The organism is Vibrio sp. 10N.261.51.A4 (assembly GCF_041471945.1).
GTDB classification, from domain to species: domain Bacteria; phylum Pseudomonadota; class Gammaproteobacteria; order Enterobacterales; family Vibrionaceae; genus Vibrio; species Vibrio crassostreae_C.
In genome coordinates this window covers 68,276-91,378 of record NZ_JBFRPJ010000090.1, presented here as the reverse complement: position 1 = coordinate 91,378, position 23,103 = coordinate 68,276, and the positions used below count along the sequence as shown (strand labels likewise).

General features: G+C 44.6%; 21 protein-coding genes and 1 riboswitch. Of the genes, 5 read left to right on the top strand and 16 right to left on the bottom strand.

Annotation, left to right across the window (positions count from 1 at the left end):
• Positions 1 to 77: 77 nt before the first annotated feature.
• Positions 78 to 431, bottom strand: a complete 354-nt coding sequence (locus AB4384_RS19675) for an XRE family transcriptional regulator (RefSeq protein ID WP_372130000.1) — start codon at positions 429 to 431, stop codon at positions 78 to 80.
• A gap of 323 nt (positions 432 to 754) precedes the next feature.
• Positions 755 to 844: riboswitch (cyclic di-GMP riboswitch) on the top strand.
• A 72-nt stretch (positions 845 to 916) separates the two neighbouring features.
• Here AB4384_RS19675 and gbpA point away from each other — a divergent pair.
• Complete coding sequence (gbpA, locus tag AB4384_RS19670) at positions 917 to 2,383, top strand: N-acetylglucosamine-binding protein GbpA (protein WP_372129999.1); 1,467 nt, start codon at positions 917 to 919, stop codon at positions 2,381 to 2,383.
• 110 nt (positions 2,384 to 2,493) lie between these two features.
• Here the strand turns inward: gbpA and cyoE are convergent, their stop codons facing one another.
• From cyoE to AB4384_RS19650, 4 genes are read right to left on the bottom strand one after another with little or no spacing between them, the layout of a single operon-like run.
• Positions 2,494 to 3,468 (bottom strand): heme o synthase, encoded by a 975-nt coding sequence (gene cyoE / locus AB4384_RS19665; RefSeq protein WP_372129998.1) that lies wholly within the window; start codon positions 3,466 to 3,468, stop codon positions 2,494 to 2,496.
• Complete coding sequence (locus AB4384_RS19660) at positions 3,458 to 4,513, bottom strand: heme A synthase (RefSeq protein ID WP_372129997.1); 1,056 nt, start codon at positions 4,511 to 4,513, stop codon at positions 3,458 to 3,460. The genes cyoE and AB4384_RS19660 overlap by 11 nt, the downstream gene beginning before the upstream one ends.
• Before the next feature lie 60 nt (positions 4,514 to 4,573).
• Complete coding sequence (locus AB4384_RS19655; protein ID WP_372129996.1) at positions 4,574 to 5,182, bottom strand: hypothetical protein; 609 nt, start codon at positions 5,180 to 5,182, stop codon at positions 4,574 to 4,576.
• Positions 5,175 to 6,122, bottom strand: coding sequence for an SURF1 family protein (locus AB4384_RS19650; RefSeq protein WP_372129995.1), 948 nt, complete (start codon positions 6,120 to 6,122; stop codon positions 5,175 to 5,177). The genes AB4384_RS19655 and AB4384_RS19650 overlap by 8 nt, the downstream gene beginning before the upstream one ends.
• Here AB4384_RS19650 and AB4384_RS19645 point away from each other — a divergent pair.
• A complete protein-coding gene (locus AB4384_RS19645) occupies positions 6,010 to 6,240 on the top strand; it encodes a DUF2909 family protein (protein WP_017066085.1) in 231 nt (76 codons plus the stop codon). The two genes, AB4384_RS19650 and AB4384_RS19645, sit on opposite strands and share 113 nt — an antisense overlap.
• A 19-nt stretch (positions 6,241 to 6,259) precedes the next feature.
• Here AB4384_RS19645 and AB4384_RS19640 read toward each other — a convergent pair whose 3' ends face one another.
• Genes AB4384_RS19640 through coxB form a run of 4 tightly spaced genes read right to left on the bottom strand, consistent with a single transcriptional unit; the run spans position 6,260 to position 10,684 of the window.
• A complete protein-coding gene (locus tag AB4384_RS19640; protein WP_009845661.1) occupies positions 6,260 to 7,144 on the bottom strand; it encodes a cytochrome c oxidase subunit 3 in 885 nt (294 codons plus the stop codon).
• 38 nt (positions 7,145 to 7,182) lie between these two features.
• A complete protein-coding gene (locus tag AB4384_RS19635) occupies positions 7,183 to 7,812 on the bottom strand; it encodes a cytochrome c oxidase assembly protein (protein ID WP_017064839.1) in 630 nt (209 codons plus the stop codon).
• An 11-nt stretch (positions 7,813 to 7,823) separates the two neighbouring features.
• Complete coding sequence (ctaD, locus tag AB4384_RS19630) at positions 7,824 to 9,485, bottom strand: cytochrome c oxidase subunit I (RefSeq protein WP_048612910.1); 1,662 nt, start codon at positions 9,483 to 9,485, stop codon at positions 7,824 to 7,826.
• The gene (gene coxB / locus AB4384_RS19625; RefSeq protein WP_372129994.1) at positions 9,482 to 10,684 is read right to left on the bottom strand and encodes a cytochrome c oxidase subunit II; all 1,203 of its coding nucleotides are present in this window, start codon (positions 10,682 to 10,684) and stop codon (positions 9,482 to 9,484) included. Before coxB ends, ctaD begins: the two co-directional genes overlap by 4 nt.
• A gap of 454 nt (positions 10,685 to 11,138) precedes the next feature.
• Between coxB and AB4384_RS19620 the strand changes: the two genes are divergently transcribed.
• Entirely contained in the window at positions 11,139 to 12,845 is a 1,707-nt protein-coding gene (locus tag AB4384_RS19620; protein WP_102393162.1) for a phospho-sugar mutase, read from the top strand.
• A gap of 107 nt (positions 12,846 to 12,952) precedes the next feature.
• Here AB4384_RS19620 and AB4384_RS19615 read toward each other — a convergent pair whose 3' ends face one another.
• The 4 genes from AB4384_RS19615 to yegD all read right to left on the bottom strand — a co-directional run bounded on the left by AB4384_RS19615 (position 12,953) and on the right by yegD (position 17,539).
• Entirely contained in the window at positions 12,953 to 13,585 is a 633-nt protein-coding gene (locus AB4384_RS19615) for a LysE family translocator (RefSeq protein WP_017068640.1), read from the bottom strand.
• A 150-nt stretch (positions 13,586 to 13,735) separates the two neighbouring features.
• A complete protein-coding gene (locus AB4384_RS19610) occupies positions 13,736 to 14,368 on the bottom strand; it encodes a fumarylacetoacetate hydrolase family protein (protein ID WP_102320581.1) in 633 nt (210 codons plus the stop codon).
• Between the two features lie 288 nt (positions 14,369 to 14,656).
• Positions 14,657 to 15,694, bottom strand: a complete 1,038-nt coding sequence (locus AB4384_RS19605) for a porin (RefSeq protein ID WP_372129993.1) — start codon at positions 15,692 to 15,694, stop codon at positions 14,657 to 14,659.
• Between the two features lie 492 nt (positions 15,695 to 16,186).
• The gene (gene yegD / locus AB4384_RS19600; protein ID WP_372129992.1) at positions 16,187 to 17,539 is read right to left on the bottom strand and encodes a molecular chaperone; all 1,353 of its coding nucleotides are present in this window, start codon (positions 17,537 to 17,539) and stop codon (positions 16,187 to 16,189) included.
• A 160-nt stretch (positions 17,540 to 17,699) separates the two neighbouring features.
• Here yegD and AB4384_RS19595 point away from each other — a divergent pair, with 160 nt between their 5' ends.
• Positions 17,700 to 18,008 (top strand): DUF1289 domain-containing protein, encoded by a 309-nt coding sequence (locus tag AB4384_RS19595; protein WP_080582242.1) that lies wholly within the window; start codon positions 17,700 to 17,702, stop codon positions 18,006 to 18,008.
• A 134-nt stretch (positions 18,009 to 18,142) separates the two neighbouring features.
• Here the strand turns inward: AB4384_RS19595 and AB4384_RS19590 are convergent, their stop codons facing one another.
• A complete protein-coding gene (locus AB4384_RS19590; RefSeq protein ID WP_017061764.1) occupies positions 18,143 to 18,493 on the bottom strand; it encodes a HopJ type III effector protein in 351 nt (116 codons plus the stop codon).
• Positions 18,494 to 18,687: 194 nt separating this feature from the next.
• Between AB4384_RS19590 and AB4384_RS19585 the strand changes: the two genes are divergently transcribed.
• Positions 18,688 to 19,347 carry a PilZ domain-containing protein gene (locus AB4384_RS19585; protein ID WP_017064847.1) on the top strand — a complete coding sequence of 220 codons (660 nt, stop codon included), beginning with the start codon at positions 18,688 to 18,690 and terminating at the stop codon, positions 19,345 to 19,347.
• A 59-nt stretch (positions 19,348 to 19,406) separates the two neighbouring features.
• Here AB4384_RS19585 and luxQ read toward each other — a convergent pair whose 3' ends face one another.
• Together luxQ and AB4384_RS19575 are read right to left on the bottom strand one after the other, a co-directional pair.
• Complete coding sequence (luxQ, locus tag AB4384_RS19580; protein ID WP_372129991.1) at positions 19,407 to 21,980, bottom strand: quorum-sensing autoinducer 2 sensor kinase/phosphatase LuxQ; 2,574 nt, start codon at positions 21,978 to 21,980, stop codon at positions 19,407 to 19,409.
• Positions 21,980 to 23,074 (bottom strand): autoinducer 2-binding periplasmic protein LuxP, encoded by a 1,095-nt coding sequence (locus AB4384_RS19575; protein ID WP_371720949.1) that lies wholly within the window; start codon positions 23,072 to 23,074, stop codon positions 21,980 to 21,982. The genes luxQ and AB4384_RS19575 overlap by 1 nt, the downstream gene beginning before the upstream one ends.
• Positions 23,075 to 23,103 lie beyond the last annotated feature (29 nt).

Genomic DNA, 23,103 nt, shown 5'->3' with positions numbered 1-23,103 from the left:
AATCTAATTAAGTATGACATACCCTATGTGAAAAGGTTGTAGAAAAAGGGGGTTAAAAATCAGAGCTAACTCTAAAATTAATCATGTTGAACAGTGTGTGCGTACTCTACAATTACCTGATTTCCTTCAATATAAGCATTTTGGATCTCACCATCAACACTCATTCTACTTTTCAGGTAGACCACTTTAGGCCCCGATTCATTGACCTCTTTTAGCGAGGGGAATACATTCCTTGGTTCCAAATGAAGTAAACGACAAAAATGACTAATGAAAGACATGGTTAATGGCGTCTCCCCTCTTAGCACTCTTGAGAAATCAAGCTGGTTCATGCCTAGCTTTTTTGAAAACTCCATCTGCGTAATTCGCATTCTCGATTTTTGTGACATCCACGTTTGATACAACGCGTCTCTGCCTAGTTCTGTGAATTCCATACCGGCTCCTTTATATAATTCATACCAATCAATTGTCCGGTTTTTCATACATGGCGTGTCAGGGTTCGGTTAGTGGAAACCAAAGGTTTGGTTTTGATATGTGCACAATTGTTGTACAGAGCGAAGCGAAACAACCCAAAGTCATTCACTAAAACGATTAGATCAAATGCTTTCTTTATTTATATCAATAATTTATACGTTAACGAACTAAACATATAGCAAGTTAATTTGTATCAAGAATTAAAAGTTCGAGATTGGCATTCCACATTTCAATCGATTGATTCGCATTTATAAAACTGGTTGGCTACATTTCGATTGCTCAAACGCACTTCTGGCAAACTATTTGAAAGAATAGGACGCAAAGCCACCGGTCTGTCGACAAATATTCTGTCTATGATAGCGGGGCCGCCACTTAATAGAATCTAAGTGTAAATGCATGCCGGGGTGTTCTCTTTTTTGTCGGCCAAATACAGTAAGGACAAATAATGAAACAACTCCAAAAAAAATCACTCATCGCGCTATCGCTTCTTAGCGTAAGCGGTGCAAGCTTCGGTCACGGTTATGTCTCGGCATACAACAATGGCGTAGCTGAGAGCCGTGTTGCCCTATGTAAGTTCCCTGCGAGTGATACGCAAGAGAAAAACACCAACTGTGGTGGTATCCAATACGAACCACAAAGTGTAGAAGGCCCTGAAGGCTTCCCAGAAGTTGGCCCTGCTGATGGGAAAATCGCCAGTGCGCAATCTTCTTTAGCAGCAGCACTAGACGAACAAAAGGCAGACCGCTGGGTTAAACGCCCTATCAAGTCTGGTTCTCAATACTTCGAGTGGACATTCACAGCTAACCACAAGACTCGCGATTGGAAATATTACATTACTCAACCCGACTGGAATCCAAACCAGCCGTTGGCTCGCAGCTCTTTTGACTTAACGCCATTCTGTGTTGTTGAAGGCAATATGGAACAGCCACCGATGCAAGTCAGTCACTTGTGTAATGTGCCAGAGCGTGAAGGTTATCAAGTGATCCTTGCCGTATGGGATGTAGGTGACACTGCAGCGGCTTTCTACAACGTTATCGACGTGAAATTTGATGGTGACGGCCCTATCATTCCTGATTGGGATCAAGGTGGTCAAATCAACCCGACACAAGACCTGAATGTTGGTGACGCTGTTTATACGCGTGTATTCGACCAGTCTGGTGAGAACGCTTCATACAGCACTGAGCTTGTGATTGAAACTTCTGAACAAGGCAAAGCCAATAACTGGTCTTACGCGCTTGCTTCTAAGATCAACCAAGAGCAGACGCAAATCAAAGCAGGTCAATTGAATGACCAAGGCGATTTCGCACCCGTTTACGGCACGAATCCTGTTTATCTAAAAGCAGGCTCTGGCTTTAACAGTGTCGAAATCGGCTACAAGATTGATACTCCAGAACCCGAGCATGATCTTGAAGTCTCGGGCTTAGAATCAGAGTACATTATCGATGAGAGCCAACCTACTCAGCTTGACCTTACGCTAGCGGCAACAGGCGATATTCAAGCTGAGCTTACCGTGTACAACCATCACCGTGAAGCACTTGCCTCTCAGAAATCGGACCTAACAGACGGACAAGTTGAAGATATTCAACTGACTCTTTCTAAGTCTGAAGCTGGTCACCACATGCTTGTGGTTGTGACGAAAGATGACCAAGGTAACTTAGTGGATCAGAACACGCTTGATTTCCACCTAATGGACGAGCAAACACCGCCACCAGCAGGCGACTACGACTTCGTGTTCCCAGAAAGCATTGAGTCTTACACAGCAGGAACAAAGGTTCTAAGCAGCGATGGTGGCGTTTATCAGTGTAAAGAGTTCCCATACTCTGGCTACTGTGTTCAATGGGCTCCAACAGCAACTCAGTACGAACCAGGTGTCGGTTCACACTGGCAAAGTGCTTGGAACAAAGTGGACTAATTGTTAGCGAGTTACTTATTTTCAAGTATGTGAGCTTGTGTAATTAGCCAAACAAAAGCGGATGCCCAGAGCATCCGTTTTCTTATTCAGCAACAGCAGAAATGCGGTTATCAAAGTAGATAGTGGTCTGCCAACAGAGCCACAAACAAGATCATGAGATGATAGATGGAGAACTTAAAGGTCTTCATGGCCATATTGGGTTCATCACGATATTTCAGTACCCAAGCGTGGTAAACAAACCCACCGTTGAGCACCAATGAAGCACTCAGATATATCCAGCTGCTCATGCCGACCAACACCGGCAATATACATACGATGCTAAGCAACAAGGTATAGAGCAGAATCGATGTTTTGGTGTAAGCAATACCATGGGTCACAGGCAGCATGGGGATATTCACCTTGGCATATTCGTCCCGACGATGAATTGCCAACGCCCAGAAATGAGGAGGTGTCCAAATAAAGATGATCATCACCAACAACCAAGCATTTGAGTGCAGTTCATTGGTAACCGCCGTCCAGCCCAGTAGCGGTGGCATTGCACCAGCGATCCCTGCTATCACGATGTTTTGCGGCGTCGCTCGCTTCAGATACATGGTATAAATCACTGCGTAACCCAACAAGCTTGCAAAGGTTAACCAAGCGGTGAGTTGATTGACCCACACCACAAGCATGACGAAACCAAGTAAGCCGATACCCGCGGCAAAGCTGAACACGCGCGCACTACTCAGTTCACCGGATGGTAAAGGTCGTCGATTTGTTCGAGTCATTTGTCCATCGATCTTTTTGTCGATCAAATGGTTAAACGCGGCTGCCGAACCTGCCATTAACCCTATCCCAATCATCCCGAATAGAGTTTGTTGCAAAGGCAATCCATTAGGCACAGCCAAACACATTCCAACCAGTGCAGTTAGCAGCATCAAAGCTACCACCTTCGGCTTGGTCAGCGTTAAATAAACTTTCCAAGTTGCTTTGTTTTTTGCAGCTATTTCGTTACTTAAAGCTGTGTCATTGTTGGCTGTTATCTTATGAATTAAGGCTGCGTCTTGAGCCACCACTTCATACTGTGTTGACGTTCTACTGACCATGATTACCTCCTTGTAATACACTGTTCTTCACCAAGCTCTCACTCGGTTTGCGTTGCCACACCACAAAATTGGTTACAACCATGCTGATGAGCAACATTGCTGCGACTAGGTTATGCAAAACCGCGACTGAGATTGGCAGGTGAAACCATACATTACTGATCCCAAGGCTGATTTGGGTAAACAGGACTATTGCGACAATCACGCTCAGCTTTTGGTGAGGCACTTGGCCAAATTTCCATAGCTGGTACACGATCATCAGCACCGTTAACGTCGCCACAATAGCCCCGAACCTGTGCATGACATGGATGGTAAGCCTTGCGGGATATTCCAACACACCAAACTCATAGTTATCGTGTCCATGTTGAGCAAAATCGAACGCATTTTTGAAGTCGAGGAAGCTCATCCAGTTACCTTCACAAATCGGTAATTGAGTACACACCAGAGCGGCATAATTAGACGATGTCCAGCCACCGAGCAGTATCTGCCCGACTACAATGAGTAATCCGAATAGTGCCGAGACTTTAAGTGATGAAGAATAGGTAGCCTCACCAAAACGGCTTTGGAATTGAGACAAACGACAGTAGAGCAGACACAGCAGTGACAGCAACGTGAAGCCCCCCATCAAATGCGCCATAACCACAACAGGCATCAACTTGAGAGTCACCGTCCACATTCCAAGCAAAGCCTGAAAAATCACAGTGGCAGAGATAAGTAATGGAAGACCAACTGGTGTGATGTTCTTTTTAATACACCAAGCTACAACGACAAAGATAAGCAACCCTAATGTTCCTGCAAAGTAGCGATGGATCATCTCTATCCACGCTTTGTCTGCTTCAAGAGCTCGCTCTGGAAATTGCAGATTGGCTTGACTCACCGCTTGGGCATCAGACGGAACGGTGATCTTACCGTAACAACCCGGCCAGTCAGGACAGCCAAGGCCAGCATCAGACAGGCGTGTATAAGCTCCGAGAACAATCACGGTAAGGGTTAACAAGATAGTTAATCTCATCACAAGCATCAGTAAATCAGGGGCTTTATTCTGCATCACTTATCTCCCTATACTTATTCCCTTTCGCTGCTTAAGCTCAAGCATTTGCGCCATCAACTACCCAACTCGTGACAGCTTAAGTAGCTTTCTTAAATCATGAATCATACCTTTGGATTGCCCGACTAACTGCGACGGTTCCGACACGCTTTTGTACTCCATAACCAACTGTCCTAGCGGGTCAATAATGACAATGGAAGCCGGCGAAAACTCGGTGCTTAACTGATCACCACCAGCTAACAAAGATAAATCAGGCTTGTTGAGCGAACCCGACAACGAGTTACCTTCTGAGACGAAAACAACGGCGGTCACTCGCTCTTTGTTTTTCCCTAACGCTAAGTAGCTTTGATTCAAATAATGAAGCTGTTGTTCACACAAGCTTTCGCACTCCATCGGTGCGATATACCCCACAACCCAACCCTCTCCTGCCATGGGTACCGTTACGCCAACATCCGCTAGTGTAATTCTTGGTTCTACCAATTCGCCTGAGTTAGTGACACCTGACGTATACCAATTCTGATCCAACACAGTTTTGGCGATAATGGCTGGCAAAGCGAAAATTAAAACGAGTCCGATTAATACCAAGCGTCCTTTAGTACGACGGCTTCTGAGCTCAGCCATGTTTGCCTCGGTAATTTCCCTGTTCACTTGTGCTTGAGATTTATCCATCCTTATTCCTCGTGATAGGTGTTGCTTTTAGGTACCGATAGCCAATCAACAACATCAAAAACAAAAGTACCGCAGCCATAACAAACCATTGAAATGAGTAACCAAAATGCTTCTCAGACCTCATCGCCGTTGGACGCCATAACATTTCATAGGGCCATGAATCTAAACTCTGAGGTTGGAAGACAAAGGGCAGCACTTCTTGTCCTGTATACTGTGATAACGCTGCTATGTTTAGGTTTTGGATTCTATTCGGTGTCGTATTTTCTAAACCCAACTCATGACTTAAAGGATTAATTGAGCGTGTATACAAGCGCCCTGACATTTTGGTTGGTACAGTGATACTTCCTAATTGCGGTAGTTCTCTTCTGTCATTACTTGCCGGAACAAACCCAAGATCGATCAATAACTGCTTTTCGTGTAAAAGCTGGTTGCCTTGCTCTTTAGATTGAACCTCACCCAACATGTAAATCACATACCCCACCGTTCCTTGGTTAATCTGATTGTCTAACAAGACCACCAAACCACTTGGTGTTTCCAATTCAACATCAACCTTCAAACCATTTAAAAACTGCTGTTCAGATGTACCTTGGGGTTGTGTACGCGAGCCCTTCCATTCAGAGATAACCGTGTCCAATGACCTAAACGATTGCTGCGCTCTTTCTGATAGTTGCTGTTCATAACGTAATTTCTCGTTACCACGATCGAGTTGCCATAAACCTAACTTGATTAAAGCGCCGACTGAAACCACAGTTAAAACAACCGCTATCCAAAAACCTTTACTGCGGAACTTGTGTTCATCATCAATCAATCGGTTTGGAGTTATCACTATGGCGTCATCTACCTTTGTTCTGTTATTTAAAGTCGTATTGGTCGCTTTGCTGTTTTTTATCGCTTTCAATTTGATGAAAGGCCTAATCCAAATCGCCTCAGGTAAACACAATGGAAAAAGACTCAGTTACTTCTTGGGTCGTCGTGTCATGTGGTCAGCCGTTGTCGTGCTACTTTTATTACTTGCTTTGGGATCAGGAGTGATAACTCCTAACCCTCGCCCCTATTAATCCCCGATAGGCTCAGCAGTTAAAGCACATAGACAAATACAAACAGGCCTAACCAAACCACATCAACAAAGTGCCAATACCAACTGCCCGCTTGGAACGCAAAGTGGTCTTTCGGAGTGAAGTGGTCTTTCGCAACCCTTGCCAGCAACACAATCAAAAAGATCGTCCCTAAACAGACATGTAAGCCATGAAACCCAGTAAGCAAAAAGAAGGTATTACCGTAGATGCCAGACTGAAGTGTCAGCCCCATCTCTTGATAAGCGTGAAGATACTCTTCAACTTGGAAGAACAGGAAGAAGCCAGCCAGAACAATGGTTATCTCCAACCACACGATCAAAGCCATACGCTTATTTTGTTCAAGACTGATATGTGCCATGTGCAGCGTCACAGAGGAAAGCAGCAGAATAATGGTGTTCTTAAGCGGGATACCTTGCCAAGGCATGGCTTGTGTCGTTACGCCATCAGGGGTCGTCGTTAGTGGCCAAATTGATTGGAACATCGGCCACAATACTTCATGGGTCATTTCATTATTGCCCGCACCACCAATCCAAGGCACAGAAATCATTCGAGCATAGAAAAGCGCGCCAAAGAAAGCGCCAAAGAACATGATTTCGGAAAAGATGAACCAACTCATTCCTTGTCTAAAAGAACGAGAAATCTGCTCAGAATAGAGACCACTCAATGATTCTGTGATCACATTGCTAAACCAACCTGCGAGCATGTAAAGCAGCACAGCAAACCCGACTAACAACACCGCTTTGCCAAACACACCACCTGCGGCGTCGGTACCCATGTTTTGCACCGTCAAGCCAGCGCCAACCGCGACCAAAAACAGTGCTACAGCACCCACCAATGGCCAGTGACTTTGATGTGGAACGAAATACACTTCCTTTTTAGAACTCATCGCTCAACTCCTTATGTTGATACTGGTTCTGTAAATTCCTAGTTACTTGCGAGTACGTTAGGCTCAGATTTATTGGCCGCAGCACCCACCTCATTCGTGATATTGAATAATGTGTAAGAGAGCGTCAGCGTATGTATCGATTCTGGAATATCTGGCTCAATGTAAAATATCAAACCCATTTCTGCGCTCTTGTGCCCGTCCAATGGCTGCTGATTAAAGCAAAAGCATTCCATCTTATTGAAGTAGGTTGCCCCCATACCTGGAGAAACCGACGGTACGGCTTGGCCAACCAATGAGGCTCCAGAAAGGTTTTTGGCAATGTAGTTAGTTTGAACCACCTCACCAGGATGAACCTCTAACACTCGAACTTCAGGCGAAAACTGCCATGGCATATCTGGCTTGATGTGGGACATGAATTCGACTCGAACCGTACGAGAGTAGTCTGGCTGCATTCCCTGAGGTTGCACCGCTGAAACAGTATTAGTTTTGCCATTGATGCCTAAGGCCTCACACATGACATCGTAGAGCGGCACCAAAGCGAAACCGAAGCAAAACATCGCAACCACGCTCAACACCAAGTAGCCCGTCAGCTTTTTGGTCGATCGCTTATTAGACAGGCGCTTAGGTTGTTTTTTATCTTGATTGGGATCGCTTTGCTTATCACTCATGGTTCTGCCCTCTAATCCACTTTCGGTGGGTGAGTAAAGGTGTGGTGAGGCGCAGGGCTTGGTACTGTCCATTCAAGACCTTCAGCTCTATCCCAAGGTTTGCTTGGTGCAGGTTCTCCCCCTCTTACGCACTTAATCGCTAGCCATAAGAAAATCAGCTGAGACAACCCAAAGGCAAAGCCACCAATCGACACGACTTGGTTAACGTCAGCAAACTGAATCGCATAATCAGGAATACGACGCGGCATACCCGCTAGCCCTAAAAAGTGCATAGGAAAGAACAGTACATTGACTGAAATCACCGACGTCCAGAAGTGCCATAGGCTGAGCTTGTGGTCGTACATATGCCCTGTCCACTTAGGCAGCCAATAATAGGCGGCAGCCATAATCGAGAACACGGCACCTGTTACCAGAACATAATGGAAGTGCGCCACAACAAAATAAGTATCGTGATATTGGAAATCAGCTGGCACGATAGCGAGCATCAATCCAGATAACCCACCAATCGTAAACAAAACAATAAAGGCAATCGCAAACAGCATTGGGGTTTCAAAGGTCAAAGCCCCCCGCCACATGGTCGCCACCCAGTTGAAGACTTTCACACCGGTCGGCACCGCTATCAACATGGTGCAATACATGAAGAACAGTTCAGCAAATACTGGCATACCCGTGGTGAACATGTGGTGCGCCCAAACCAAGAATGACAACAGTGCGATACTACAGGTCGCATAAACCATCGAGTGATAACCAAACAGGCGCTTACCACTGAATGCTGGAATGATGGCTGACACAATACCAAAAGACGGTAAGATCATGATGTACACTTCGGGGTGCCCAAAGAACCAGAATATGTGCTGGAACATCACCGGGTCCCCACCACCAGCGGCATCAAAGAAACTAGTCCCAAAGTATTTGTCAGTCAGTACCATAGTCACAGCCCCGGCGAGCACGGGCATCACGGCTATCAGCAAGAAAGCGGTAATTAACCAAGTCCATACGAACATCGGTAGCTTGAACCAAGTCATGCCCGGTGCGCGCATGTTCACTATGGTTACGATCACGTTAATCGCCCCCATGATCGAACTGATCCCCATAATATGAACTGAGAATACGAATAGCGCGGTACTGTCTGGGCCATAAGTTGTCGAGAGTGGCGCATAAAAGGTCCAACCAAAACTCGGGCCGCCCCCTTCTGTAAACAAAGATCCGATTAAGATTAGAAACGCAAAAGGCAAGATCCAGAAACTGAGGTTGTTCATTCTAGGCAGCGCCATATCTGGTGCACCGATCATCATCGGAATCATCCAGTTAGCCAAACCCGTAAATGCTGGCATCACGGCACCAAACACCATGATTAAACCATGGACGGTAGTCATCTGATTGAAGAAATCTGGCTCAACAAGTTGTAAACCCGGTTGGAACAGCTCCGCACGGATCACCATCGCCATGGCGCCACCGGTTAAGAACATTGCAAAACTGAACCAAAGATATAATGTACCGATGTCTTTATGGTTGGTTGAATACAGCCAACGAGCCCAACCTTTAGGTGCCGCATGTGAGTCGTGATCATCAACAGGCAAATCATTATTGCCCAAGGTGCCTTCCACAGAATGGCTCAGTACTTGATCTTCTGCTGGAGCCGATTTCACCGGCTTATTGATTGGTGAACTCATAACTGATCCTTAGCATCATTTTGTGCATCATCCGTTGAGCTTTCAGAGCTGCCTTCTTGCTTGGCTTTATAAGCGTTCACATCTGAAGCCTGAACAATATCGCCGGTGTCATTACCCCAAGCGTTTCGTTGATAAGTCACTACCGCTGCGATCTCTTTCTCAGTTAACTGATTATCGAACGCTTGCATCGCCGTACCGCCACGACCATAAACAATGGTGTCGATATGAACATCCGCATCACCAAGGGCAATAGGACTTCCTTTGATGGCAGGGAATGCTCCAGGAATGCCCTCACCGTTTGCTTGGTGACAAACCGCACATCGAGTTTTGTAAACCTCTTCACCGATGGTATTCAACTCCGCCAAGGAAAGTGACGCATCTAATGCATCTTTTGCGGCTTGTTGTTCGGCTATCGCTAACTCTTTCTGCTCCGCTAGCCATGCGTCAAACTCATCTTCTTCCATGGCATGCACCACGATCGGCATGAAACCATGGGCACGACCACACAACTCTGCACACTGCCCTCGGTAAACACCGGGCTCATCTATCTTAGTCCAAGCCTCATTAATAAAGCCCGGAATGGTATCTTTCTTAACGGCGAATGCTGGCACCCACCATGAGTGAATCACATCATCGGAAGTCATCAAGAAACGGACTTTACGGTCTACAGGCAGTACCAGCGGCTTATCAACTTCTAGCAGGTAATGCGCGCCTTTCACTTCGAGGCCTTCAATCTCTTTGTCACTGGTCGCTAGAAGGCTGAAAAATTCGACGTCTTCACCAAAATAGCTGTAATGCCATTTCCATTGTGACCCGGTGATTTTAACGGTCAGATCTGATTGGGAGGTATCTTCCATCGCTATTAAGGTTTTGGTGGCGGGTATCGCCATAGCGATGAGAATGATGATAGGGATGATGGTCCAAAGAATTTCGACTTTCGTGCTTTCGTGAAAATGGGCAGCAACTGCGCCCTTCGATTTCCTGTGCCTCAAAATCGAATAAAACATCACACCAAAAACAACAAAGGCAATCGCACAACAGATGTAGAAGATCAGCATATGAAGTTCATACACCTTACCACTGATCTCAGTGACGCCTTGAGTCATGTTGTAATCACTGCTAGCGTGCACTAAAGGCGATACTAAAAGCACAACAAAACTCTTCAAAAGCCACGCTAGCCTAACCAGTAATCTTTTCAAAAGATCTCTCCTTGTCCTTCCTAATTGGATACTTGCGACCTAAATGTCGTTGCGAACTGGACAACATTCATTGTTATTCCGGCTACACATGAAAAGGCTGAATCTCAATCTACAACTCACATGGAACTAGCCTGTGAGCAGCCTACTGACCTCATATAAACCCAAGAACTAATACGGTTCAAAAGCGTTGGAGGTTTCCATGAAAGATTCAAAAACGGCGAATTTGTTAAATTTTGTTATATTTATGTAAAAGGCTAGTTAGTGATATCCAATTATTCAAGGTAAGTTTACTTACTAAACAGTCAATTATTTGAAGTGGCTTAATCTACGTGCCCTCTTGCCGTTGGAATTTATTTTATATCGAGTTTTACGATTGCTTCTATGTAAATGAGAATCAATATCACTTAAATTAAATCAACGGTAAGTCATACAGACATTAATAGGTTTAGTGATTATGCAAGATGCAATGAATTGGTTAGCGAGAGACCCAGATCCAAGAACTCGTGAAGAACTTCAACACCTCATCGATGAGGGAATGCACGACGAACTTGAAGACCGCTTTACTCAACGATTAGAGTTCGGAACGGCAGGACTTAGAGGCAAAGTTGGATGCGGCCCAAATCGAATGAACCGTTTAGTCATACAGGAAACAGCAACCGGGCTCGGCCACTACTTAATCGAACATGTCGCTAATGCGACCATTCGCGGTGTGGTCGTCGGTTATGACGGCCGTTTAGATTCAAAGCAGTTCGCGATTGATACCGCTTCCGTACTCACGGCTTTAGGCATTAAGGTTTATCTAACCTCGAACGTCGCGGCGACCCCTATCGTTGCCTTTGGTATTGAGCACTTCAACGCCGCAGCTGCCGTTGTGGTGACGGCCAGCCACAACCCACCGGAATACAATGGTTTCAAAGTGTACTGGGAGAATGGCGCTCAAATCATTCCTCCTCACGATGCGGGTATTGCCGCTGAAATCGATATCGCATCGACCAAGCCGCTCCCTTTAATGAGCCTAAGTGACGCTGAATCGCAAGGAAAGTTGGTGTGGTTAACTGAAGGCTATTATCAAACCTACCGCGCTGCGATAAATCAGAGCCCATACGTGAGTGATGAGATCGAATCGGCGAACACCACCATCACCTATACCGCAATGCATGGTGTCGGCGCACAAATGGCCGAGGATCTACTTCACGATTCTGGTTTCCATAAGGTGTTCAGCGTCGCCGAGCAAAGAGAGCCCGATGGTAACTTCCCGACCGTCAACTTCCCGAATCCGGAAGAAAAAGGCGCAATGGATCTGGTGGTTAACTTAGCAAAAAGTGTCGATGCCGACATTGCTTGTGCCAACGATCCAGATGCAGACCGATTTGCGGTTGCAGTGAGAACAGATGATGGCTCATACAAAATGCTAACAGGTGACCAAGTCGGCGTGCTATTCGCTCATTATCTACTCTCAAAGCCGCATACCAAAAACCAATTAGTTGGTAACAGTATCGTATCTTCAACATTGCTTGAAAAAGTAGCTCAATCCCACGGGGCGACTTATTTCCAAACGCTGACAGGTTTTAAATGGTTAGCGAATATTGGCATGCAATTGGAAAATGATCAGAACGACTTCTTGTTCGCCTATGAAGAAGCATTAGGCTACACAATTGGTACTCAAGTACGAGACAAAGATGGGCTGTCTGCTATTGTCGTGTTTGCTCAATTGGTTGAGGAGTTAAAATCTCAAGGTCGAACAGTTTGGGATCTTCTCGCTCAAATTTCATTTGAACATGGGGTTCATACCAACGCTCAGCGAAGTATTGCTTTAGACCCAGACTCACCATCGATTGGTTCTAAGCTCCGCTCAGCACAGCCTAAAGCAATCAACGGTGTCGCTATCTCTGTAATTGAAGATTTGCAGTCTTCTTTACGCTTCGTCATTGGAGGCAATACTGAAGCCATTAACCTGCCTGCAAGTGACGTACTCATCTATCATCTCGAAGATGGTTCACGCATTATCGTAAGACCTTCCGGTACTGAGCCAAAAGTTAAGGTCTACTATGAGACGGTAACAAAATTTGAAGGGACAGAAACCTACGAAGACACTCGCCTGCGCGGTGAGAAGTACATGGAGAAACTGATTGAACAACACCAACAAGAGTTGAATTCATAGCGATTTAGCGCGTTCAACATGTAACGGTTAAATATAAAAAATGGACGCTCGTAGCGTCCATTTTTGTCTCAGCGGCTAACCACGAGAAGATGTCTGATTTGATTCGTCTACGAAGTAAAGAAAGAAGACAACATCCAGATAGCTAACACGATGAAAACTCCGCCCATGACTTTCTGTTGATAGGTACGAAACTTCGCGTTTTCTACGAGAGATTTACCAATCGTACCCACTAACGCCACCAGCAAAAAGTTAAACGTTAAGCCGAGAACATTCAGTAATAAACCCAGAACAAGCATCTGCTGACCGGAAGTCGCTTCAATATTCGTCGACACAAACTGAGGCAGAAACATCACAAAGAAAACCAACGCTTTAGGATTAAGCAGGTTACTGATTAGCGCTCTTTGATAGTAGGCTTTTGCTGCAAAGTTATCGCTTAACTCAGGCGCGTTACCCTGCTCTGTTCGCAGGCAGTCCCATCCCATCTTCAACAAGTACGCGCCGCCTAACAAATGTAGAGCTTTAAGCGCTATTGGGCTCATTGCGATCAACGCTGATACACCCATAGCCGCTAATACTGTCAGAATGATTCCAGAAGTCGCATTACCTAGGCTTGCAAACACGCCGACCTTACGGCCATAGCTCATGCTTGAACTCGCAATCAGTAACATATCAGGGCCAGGTAAAAGAAGAAGTGCAACAACGGCAGTCAGGTAGACAGGTAAAATGGTTAAGTCGATCATGAGGGTCAGCATTGATAAAAACGGAGGCGGATTTTATATCAATTACCAACACCCTTCCAGATGCAATCAGTTGTTCGACGTTTATTTAATCGAATTAAAAACCAACATTAAGCGACAAAGCCAATTTATTAACTAAATAGAAAAGACTAATTAACTTGCTACCCATTCGATCTCAATCAATGTCGTATCGCCACACTTTAGGCGACCAAGGAAGATATCGCCTCGATGTACGGCCCCAACACCTTTTGGCGTACCTGTCATCACAACATCGCCGTCTAGTAAGGTGGTATAAGAAGACAGCTCTTCTAGGATAGTTTTTGGAGAGTAAAGCATCTGCTCAACATGTCCTTTCTGAACACGAACACAGTTAATAAACAACTCTAGGTTTAAGTCTGCAAGGTCTAAGTTATCAATTGGAACAAAGCGACTAAATACGGCTGAGCCATCAAAAGCTTTGGCGCGTTCCCAAGGTAAGCCTTTCGCTTTTAAGCTACTTTGCAACTCACGCTTGGTGAGGTCTAACCCTAAGCCCACGGCTGAGTATTGGCCATTTTCAACGATAAAGCAGATTTCAGCTTCATAGTGCAGTGCTTCTTGATGAAACGAAGAAAGAGAGGAAGTCACGCTGGTGCTTGGTTTATTAAACACCACCATAGAATCAGGGATCGCGTTGTTAAGTTCTTCAATGTGATCGACATAGTTACGCCCAACACACAGCACCTTGGTCGGTGTTGCGGTTCGTTTCGAATTCATCAATTGTTCCTGATCTACAACGCTGCTCATAGTTTGTCCCTGAACTATTCTTGGAACGCAGAGTTTACCGCATCATAAAATGAGAGTCTTCGACAAGATGGTTACTAAGATCTAAATTCTGATCTTTAGCTCAATTCGATGATTTGAAAGCGTTTATACGAAGGTCGCAATAGTGCGAAATCACCATTCAAGACAAAAGCCCAAAACGAAAAAAGCCCTCTCTAACCAAAAGGTTTGAGAGGGCTTAGCATGGTGTCTAGGACAGTATCCTAAAAGGTAAACCTAAGGAGTAAACACTATGCTAAATCAGTCTGCGACTTATAGGTAGTAACGAGCACCAAGTAGCCATTGGTCGTCAGCTTTCTCTTTGTACTCACCAGAACCTTGTAGGTCGAATTGGTAACCAGCGAAGCCTACGAACTGAGATGTGAAGTTGTATTCAGCTTGTAGAGCTGTTGTAGAGAATACTGTTTCGCTCTTCTTATCGTCTTCTACCGCTTCGTAGTTAACGCTTAGGTTAAGGCTGTTAGAAAGCGCGTAAGATGCAAGCAATTCAACTGCAACTGACTCTTCAAGAATCTGGCCGTTACCTGAGTTCATGTAGTTGTTCATTGCGTATACACCAGCAAGGTATAAACCTTCAGCGCCGTATGAACCGTAAGTTGCACTTACTACATGTGAATCAGCAGTTTGTGAACCAGCAAGAGCGTAAGTTACGTCACCTGTGTTGTATGCGTAGTTTGCAGTGAAATCAGCGATCGCGTAGTTCAAAGCGATTTGAGCACGGTTGCCGTATTCGTTCGCACCATCAGCTTTGCGACCTTGCCATGCAACAGCTGCGTTTAGAGAACCAGCGTTACCGAAGTCGATAGCGTTGCCGTAGCTAACCATCTCTTCGCCACGACCAGTACCTAGATTACCGTGATCTTCGTAGATGAAGTCATTCGCAAATGCGATTGGCATATCTGCTACACCAGCAACGTTGTAGTAAGGTGCCCATTGAGTACCTACTGCTGCACGACCGTAATCATCGTGAGAAAGGCCAACGTAACCAAGACGAGTTGTGAATGACTGATCACCACCGTCTAGCATGTTTAGCGCCCATTCACCTTTAGCATCAGCAGTAAAGCCGTTACCAAGTTCATGAGTTGCACCGAAGTTGATACGTGGAGAAACAGTTTCAACACCGATGTCATCGCTGTTTTGACGATCGTCGCTGTTTACATCACCAACTGCAACTGAAACGTGACCGCCAACTGAGAATGTTGTGCCGTCTTCGTTGTAAAGTTCTACTGCAACTGCCTGTGTACCAAATACTGCACCAGAAATTGCTAGCGCTAAAAGTTTCTTATTCATTTGTCATGTCCATTATGTAACTGGGTGAGTTATTCACTAACAACCTCGTGCTTACGGAGAAGTTGTTACCTGCATTTAACAAGTAGGCAAACCCTAATATACGAATGACAAGAAAGTTGCATTAAAATATATAAAATAAAAAAAATCGCACTATAAAAAACAAAAATACCTTTTAAAACAGTTGATTAACGCGACAATTACTGGAATCTCCTTTCATTCTTTGAGATAAATACTTTGATTATTTTTGATTTTATAATCACTAAAAAAGCATTAAAAATCTAAACCCAAGGTAACTCATCAGACCATCGAGAGGCTCGCCTTTGCCTTTGAAACATTTTGTAACACGTAGAGCTCAGCTGAAATATTTAGCTTTGTGAAACAAATCCCAATATGAGCTAGGAAAAATCGTTCAATAGAAAGTTCATTAGAGAAAAACAAAAAAAGGGCAACCAATCAGCGACTGGTTGCCCTTCATAACTCATCATTGAACTCTTATTTGAAGCAAACCTCAGCCCAACGAGCTAAACCTGCAGTTACTGAACCGAAGTAATTACCACTCACAATCGGTACATTCGGCACAGCTTGTTGTACGGCTTCACGAAGTATCGGTGAACGAGCGGAACCACCCGTCATGTAGATTACGTCTGGCTTTTTCTGGCCTTGTTGAATCGCTTCTTTAACCAACTCAATCATCTTAGACTTTGGTGTTTCAATCGCTTCAACCATCTGTTCGACTGAGATATCTACCTCGACCAGTTCAGAGGCAACATTAATCGCAGCACGATATTGAGGGGATTCTGCCAGCGCAATCTTGGCCTCTTCCGCTCTACGCACAATACCGTAACCCAAAGCGTCGTGATAAACCTTCATCAAACGTTCTAGCTTTTGAGGCTCTGACGCTTCTTTACGAAGTAATTTTAATGCCGCTAGGTTTTCTCTTGAATAGAAGTTCTTTTGAGCTTCAACATTATTAATCGCAATTGGGTTCCAGAATTGAGTCAGTGGCATATCAATACCCGAAATGCCTTTGCTGCCCATACCAAAAGGTGACATCAGTTGTTTGAATGCAAGATAGATATCGAGGTCATTCCCCCCTACCCTTTGCCCACTGTGTGCCAACAAGCTCTGGGTACGATCCGCTTTACCAGACCACGTTGGTCCCATTTCTAATAATGAGCAATCGGTGGTACCACCGCCAATATCAACAACCAATACTGTTTGGTTTTCAGTTAATGTGCTTTCGTAATCAAGGCCTGCGGCTACGGGCTCAAATTGAAAAGCGATATCAAGGAAACCGGCACGCTTAGCTGCGCGAGACAGTATGTCTTCAGCTTGTCTGTTCGCCTCTTCACCACCTCGACCGTGGAAGTTAATTGGTCGGCCGATAACAGCTTGCTTGATCTGCTCTTGAGTCGTGAGTTCGGCTTGATTCTTGATATTTGCCATCATGGCGCACACTAAATCTTCGAAAAAGCTCACCTGCACATCATGCAGTCCACTCGCGCCAAGGAAAGATTTAGGGGACTTAACATAATAAACATCGCGAGGGTCTTCTAAATATAAGTCCAACGCAGCCTGACCAAATGCCATGTCTTCTGGCACTAAGTCGATACTCTCTTCTCTGTTCAGCGCAATCGCACGTCGTAGTACTTGCTCACCGATCGCATCACTCGGCTTGATATTCAAGTGGCGGAATAGATGTTCAGAAACACTCTCACGAGTAGGCGCAAACACGGTTGAGGGAATATAGTGGTTGTTACCTTCTAGCGGTAACAGGCTTGGCTCTCCATTAACCATCGCCGCGACAGAACAGTTCGCTGTTCCATAATCAAATCCAATAAACATAATATCCCCCCACTCAACAAAAGGGGCGAGATGCTACATGAAAAGCCTAAAAATTACGAGGTCATTTCTAAATTTAACTGAGTAATTTCTTAGCTTAACGGCTCTTCAAGAAGAAACAAATATGCTACATTTCAGCCCAAATGAATCACAGGTTAGAGAAATGAAAACACCTTGCCGAGCGGCTTGTAAAAATAATGGCGGAATGTGTAGTGGCTGCTTTCGAACAATGGATGAAATTATAGGTTGGAAAGGCTTATCTGAAGAAGAGCAAACGTCGGTTATGGATAATCTTAGTGGCGCGAGTTCGACTCACCAATGTCCACAGTGTAATGAGCCAGCTCAATGCGATATCAGTGCGGGCAAAGAGACGTGTTGGTGTTTTGAGTTAGAAAAACGAGATACTAGCGATATTCCAAAGGCTGGAGTTTGTATGTGTCGTAAGTGCTTGTCTGCCCTGCCCGTTCAGTAGTTTAGAGCCCATTTAGTAAGTTACTGGATAGCAAGTTACTAGCCAGTTCAACATAGACAAAAAAAGCGAGAGGTTGTTTTCTCGCTTCAAAATACTGAGATTAAATTTCGACCTAATCGTTACCTGGTTAGTGTCTACTTCACTTTTGCAACCAGCGCAGGCTGAGAAAACTGGATACCATTCCAGCCATGAACCATAAAGTTACGAATATTTTGATGGTCGCTGTTCTCAGGAAAACCTAGCACGTCGTTACGATAAAATTGACCAAAACAAGCAAGTGTTTGCTCTGCTGATAGGCCTTGCTCTAAACCAAAAGCAAAAATCTTACACGAACCATTATTCTGCCCTGCAGCGTTCACTACCTCACCATTGCGAAATTCGCGCTCAGAAAAATCATAGTGAGCTTCGATCACTTGCATTGTATCTTCAAATTGCACGGCCTCTGGGGTTTCAGCCAGAGTATTCAATAAGGTTTCCAGTTCCATTTACTATTTCTCCATCAAGTATATATCTGTCAGCAGTGTATCTTGTTTTACGACAAGAGTAAGCCGTTGTTTACTTGAGATAGCGATTCACTTTTTTGTTGTACGCTGCTAATTACTTCAATGAAACTAATGACATAGTTTTATCAGGGCGTTATATTATTTTATCAAACGATTAACATTGTTCAGTAACGAATATGCATAAAGATAAAAACTTAGAACTGTTCAGATACCTAAAGCCAGGTACAAAAACAGCAGGTGTATTGGAATTTGGCCCAGACGACTCAATCCAGATCAGTACACTTTATATCGGACACAAAGAAGATCAGTACCTCATCCTAGAGCTTACGCAAAAAGCGACAGAAGCACTGACGCTGAGAAAGCTCACAAACGTTGATATTATTGTTCGTGCGATTACCGACACCGAACTTGGGCACATTGTCGCGTTCAAAACCAATGTACTGGCTCATATCACCTCTCCAGCACATCTAATCTTCCTTCGCCCACCCTCAAACTTTGCAAGCAAGCCTATTCGTGAACACGAAAGGTATAAAGTACGTCTCAGCTGTGAAGTCACTTTTGATACCTTGTCGCTGGATGCCACACTAGTCGACTTTTCAGCGTCAGGGTGCGGTATCTATCTTACCCAGCAATCAGATATTGATGTCGGCTGGAAGATAAAAGTCAATTCTGACTTAAATGAGTACTTAGATGACGATCTTGTCTACAAGGTGGTAAGTAAGAAAAGGCAAAGACAAGGCTGGCTGCTAGGTATCCAATTCCCTGAACACCTAGATATGAGTGATGAGTTGAAAACGCTGCTATTGGAACAAGCCTTTGTCGCTGGCTCGATATAAAGGCAGAAAATTAGTTACTTCTCTTCAACAGACTCCATTAAAGAGCACTAAGTTAAAGCCTAGTGCTCTGTGTCATTCCAGTATGAGTTTTTGAAATGAACAAACGCTTGGTGGAGCGACTCTTCTTTAATCGGCTTTACAATCACGTAATTCGCCCCTGCGGCCATAAAGCTGTCTCTAGTTGACTCTTGAGCATCAGCGGTACACGCATAAATAGGGGCTGACACACCAATCTCACCTCTTAGCTGCTGAGTGGTTTCAACACCACCGAGATTAGGGAGTTGGTTATCCATCAAGATCAAGTCATAGGTAATCGTCTTAGCCATCTCAATCGCTTCTAAGCCATCTTTTACCCAGGTGACGACCATGCCATATTTCTTACAGAAAGCCTGAGCAATAAAGGCGTTGGTGTGATTGTCTTCCACCAGCAACACATTCAAAGGTCGACTAAACAACGCCTCTGGCTCAACCTCAGCTTGTTGCTTAGCATCGACTAATAGCGGCTTGGCGTGTACGACTACAGGAATTTCTATCGTGAACTCTGAGCCTTGACCTATCACGCTGCGGACTTGAATGTCCCCTTCCAGCATATCGACCAGATTTTTTACAATTGTAAGTCCTAAACCAGTGCCACCATATTCACGAGTGGTGGTCTCTTCGGCTTGAACAAAGGGTTCAAAAACAGCATCAATTTTGCTTTCATCAATACCAATGCCAGAATCTTTCACTCGAACGATCAAGCTGGCGTGATCGGAGTTAAAGATACTCTCGAGCTCAAAGCTGACGGAGATACCGCCTTGATGAGTGAATTTAAAAGCATTACTCAACAGATTAAACATGATCTGATTGAGGCGTACTTGGTCGGTATTGATTTCAATGTCATCAACCAAGTGATTCACAATGGTAAATTCGACGGATTTATCTTCACACAGCGGTCGATAGATGCTGTCTAAGGTATTAACTAACTCCCCTAAACGGAAGTCTTTCTTTTGAATATTAAACTGCCCTTGCTCAATCTTTGAGAAGTCCAAGATATCGTTAAGTACCGCCAGTAAATGTTCCGCACTATTACACAGTACATCCACCTGCTCGCGATTATCTTCATTGTGCATAGAGCGCTTGAGCAGCTGAGACACACCGAGAATACCGTTGAGCGGCGTGCGAATCTCATGACTCATCTTAGCTAAGAAGTCTGCTCGCACATTCGCAAGATGCTCAGCTTCTTCTCTTGCTCGATCAGCCTGTCTTTCCGCCTCGATTAGCTTAGTAATATCTTGCCCTTGTACCACCACTCCTGTGATGCCGTGTTCCACGCGAATAGCAGACATGTTCCAACGAAACACCTTTTCACCAATGGGTACGTTAATACCCGTCAGTTTAGAACCCTGAACCACCATTTGAATATTAGGCAGCATTCGCTGCTCAAACTCTTGGGCAATTGGACCATAATTGTCATCAGCATCGAACAACGCCATGCGAGCGGCGGGGTTCATCTGAATCAAATCGCCTTTTTCAGACCAAACTAAGATAGGCGAATGAGCAAAGTTAAAGAGATCTTGGAATTTTTGATTCTGTTCAGATAAGCGCTCAAAGGTGTCTTCAAGAGTACAACCAATATGATGAAATTCGAAAATGTTAGAGCCATCGAACTTGTTGTACTCTTCGCTAGCACTTGCCGAACGAGTAAAGTCCATTAGCTTATCAAGCTCGGCTGAGACTCTCTTTTGAATCCAAGTTCGAGCAAAAAAAGACATCAATATGATCACCACAATCACCACGATGATCGCACGCTGATAATTCTCTTCTAACGCAATGAAATTATTATTTTTTTGAACAGCTCGAATGATTAAAGGAGTTTCAACAGCATTAATCTTAATGGTTGCGATGGTAACGAAATGACGCGGCAACTGTTCGTACATTTGGTAATTGAGGATGTCAGTAATGGTGTAGCTTTCATCACCACTGAATGTCGATGTCACCGGTGTACCGTGCGCTTCAATCACGATATTTTCGCTATTACTGCCCTGTTGGATTGACTCAGCCAAAGAGAAGTTATTGTCAAGCACAATGGCGATATAGAGTTGACCAAGGACTTCCCCAGTAGCGTTATCAACAATAGGGGTACGGCGAGCCAACAAGTGACGCTTACCTATATCTGTCCTCAGTTTAATAAAATGCCAATTACTGCTGAACGAAACCTCATCAGAAATATGCTTTAAGTTGGACTCATCCAAACCATAAAATTGACTGTTGCCGTCTTCCCAAGCCAAACCATCGTGGGTTGAGACAAAGCGTAAATCTGGTGCATGATCCGGTTCACCTTGGTCAACACCAAAGAAAAAGTAGCTCAGAGTCTCGTCATTACCCGTATCAAAGTGCTCTCTGAGAGTTTCACTGTGTGAGCTACTGTCTTGATGGATTTGCAGCACCGACAAACGATAATCAAACATGTTTTGGATCAGGCTTGAGGTTTGCTGTACCGTTCGATTCGTCTCTTGCTGTACGATATTACTGCTGGTTTCATAATTATGAATAAGCACGCCAAGTGCCATCACGCCTATCACCAAAATAACGATACGCGTAATGAGTCTAGCTAAAGTGTTTCTAGGTGTACTGGCGTAACTTTTCTTCATTAGTGACCTGAGTACCTAAATGCTCGCTGTTTAAGTTCTGAAATACGTTCTGGGGAATCTTCCTTGGTGACAATTTCAAATTCACCAGAGTAAACGGTAGGCACTTCCAAACCGGCTAGATCCCACTTGATCGCCTCTGCCATTGCAATGCCTGTATCGTCGTTCATACGCATGACAGTAACATCTAGGTCGCCCCTTGCAATGGCTTCAAGTTCAGCAGAGCCGCCTCCCCAACCATTCACTAAGATGTCTTGGCCCGATTCACGAATCGCTTCCATTGCACCGAGAGCGACATCCGTTGAACATGCATAGATAAAGTCTAGATCCTTATCGTTCTCTATGCTGATTTTAGCCGCTTGGTAGCCACTGTCTTTGTTTGATTTTGTGTAAAACGAAGACTTAAGGGTAAAGTTGGTATCCGTATTCACTTCATGGATAAAAGTATCTCCACGCGCATCACTGATATAGCCTTGTGAGTAATACAAAACAGAATACTTACTGTCTGGCGGACTTACTTGTTTAAAATAGTCCGCCAGTTTTAAACTGCCTGTCGCATGGTCAAAACCCACATACATAAATGGCTGTCTATCTGCCCAAGCTCGCACTGGCGTCGTGATATTTTGAAGAATCAGTTTGGTGTCTGTAGAGGTCAACACGTGCTCGATAAACTTGCGGTGGCGCGTGGTATCTAGCGTGAAAATCAAATAATCCGTCTTGTTTTCAATCGCTTCTTGCAACGAAATACTCTGCTGCGCGAGATCGGCATTAATACGGGTAAACACTTGATTTATTTGATAGCGGATCTTCAGCCTATCGAGACGCTTCTCAAAAGCTTGAATATTGCGAACCCAGTAATCCGAGATCTGTTGGCCCGGATACACCACGGAAATCGTAATTGGTTTGTCTTGGATTCTTCTCAGTGGCACAGGGTGATTTTGTACAGCCTCGACCATTTTATCGGTCAATGCTCTTTGTTCTGGAAAAGTGGAAAGATAATCTTGGTATTCCCAGTACCCATTGAGGACATGAGTACCATGGGAGAGAGCGGACGCAGAAAATACGGCAAGTCCAAACAACATCAGTAAACGTTTCATATTTTTCTCGTTTTATATGAGCTACTTTG

Excerpts from the sequence above, each read along its gene's own strand:
- AB4384_RS19590 (WP_017061764.1), bottom strand. The coding sequence starts at position 18,493 with ATGGAACTGGAAACCTTATTGAATACTCTGGCTGAAACCCCAGAGGCC.
- AB4384_RS19635 (WP_017064839.1), bottom strand. The coding sequence starts at position 7,812 with ATGAGTGATAAGCAAAGCGATCCCAATCAAGATAAAAAACAACCTAAG.
- yegD (WP_372129992.1), bottom strand. The coding sequence starts at position 17,539 with ATGTTTATTGGATTTGATTATGGAACAGCGAACTGTTCTGTCGCGGCG.
- cyoE (WP_372129998.1), bottom strand. The coding sequence starts at position 3,468 with ATGGTCAGTAGAACGTCAACACAGTATGAAGTGGTGGCTCAAGACGCA.
- ctaD (WP_048612910.1), bottom strand. The coding sequence starts at position 9,485 with ATGAGTTCACCAATCAATAAGCCGGTGAAATCGGCTCCAGCAGAAGAT.
- AB4384_RS19675 (WP_372130000.1), bottom strand. The coding sequence starts at position 431 with ATGGAATTCACAGAACTAGGCAGAGACGCGTTGTATCAAACGTGGATG.
- AB4384_RS19645 (WP_017066085.1), top strand. The coding sequence starts at position 6,010 with ATGGCGTCATCTACCTTTGTTCTGTTATTTAAAGTCGTATTGGTCGCT.
- AB4384_RS19595 (WP_080582242.1), top strand. The coding sequence starts at position 17,700 with ATGAAAACACCTTGCCGAGCGGCTTGTAAAAATAATGGCGGAATGTGT.
- AB4384_RS19605 (WP_372129993.1), bottom strand. The coding sequence starts at position 15,694 with ATGAATAAGAAACTTTTAGCGCTAGCAATTTCTGGTGCAGTATTTGGT.
- AB4384_RS19660 (WP_372129997.1), bottom strand. The coding sequence starts at position 4,513 with ATGCAGAATAAAGCCCCTGATTTACTGATGCTTGTGATGAGATTAACT.
- luxQ (WP_372129991.1), bottom strand. The coding sequence starts at position 21,980 with ATGAAGAAAAGTTACGCCAGTACACCTAGAAACACTTTAGCTAGACTC.
- AB4384_RS19610 (WP_102320581.1), bottom strand. The coding sequence starts at position 14,368 with ATGAGCAGCGTTGTAGATCAGGAACAATTGATGAATTCGAAACGAACC.
- AB4384_RS19640 (WP_009845661.1), bottom strand. The coding sequence starts at position 7,144 with ATGAGTTCTAAAAAGGAAGTGTATTTCGTTCCACATCAAAGTCACTGG.
- AB4384_RS19615 (WP_017068640.1), bottom strand. The coding sequence starts at position 13,585 with ATGATCGACTTAACCATTTTACCTGTCTACCTGACTGCCGTTGTTGCA.
- AB4384_RS19655 (WP_372129996.1), bottom strand. The coding sequence starts at position 5,182 with ATGGATAAATCTCAAGCACAAGTGAACAGGGAAATTACCGAGGCAAAC.
- AB4384_RS19585 (WP_017064847.1), top strand. The coding sequence starts at position 18,688 with ATGCATAAAGATAAAAACTTAGAACTGTTCAGATACCTAAAGCCAGGT.
- gbpA (WP_372129999.1), top strand. The coding sequence starts at position 917 with ATGAAACAACTCCAAAAAAAATCACTCATCGCGCTATCGCTTCTTAGC.
- AB4384_RS19575 (WP_371720949.1), bottom strand. The coding sequence starts at position 23,074 with ATGAAACGTTTACTGATGTTGTTTGGACTTGCCGTATTTTCTGCGTCC.
- AB4384_RS19620 (WP_102393162.1), top strand. The coding sequence starts at position 11,139 with ATGCAAGATGCAATGAATTGGTTAGCGAGAGACCCAGATCCAAGAACT.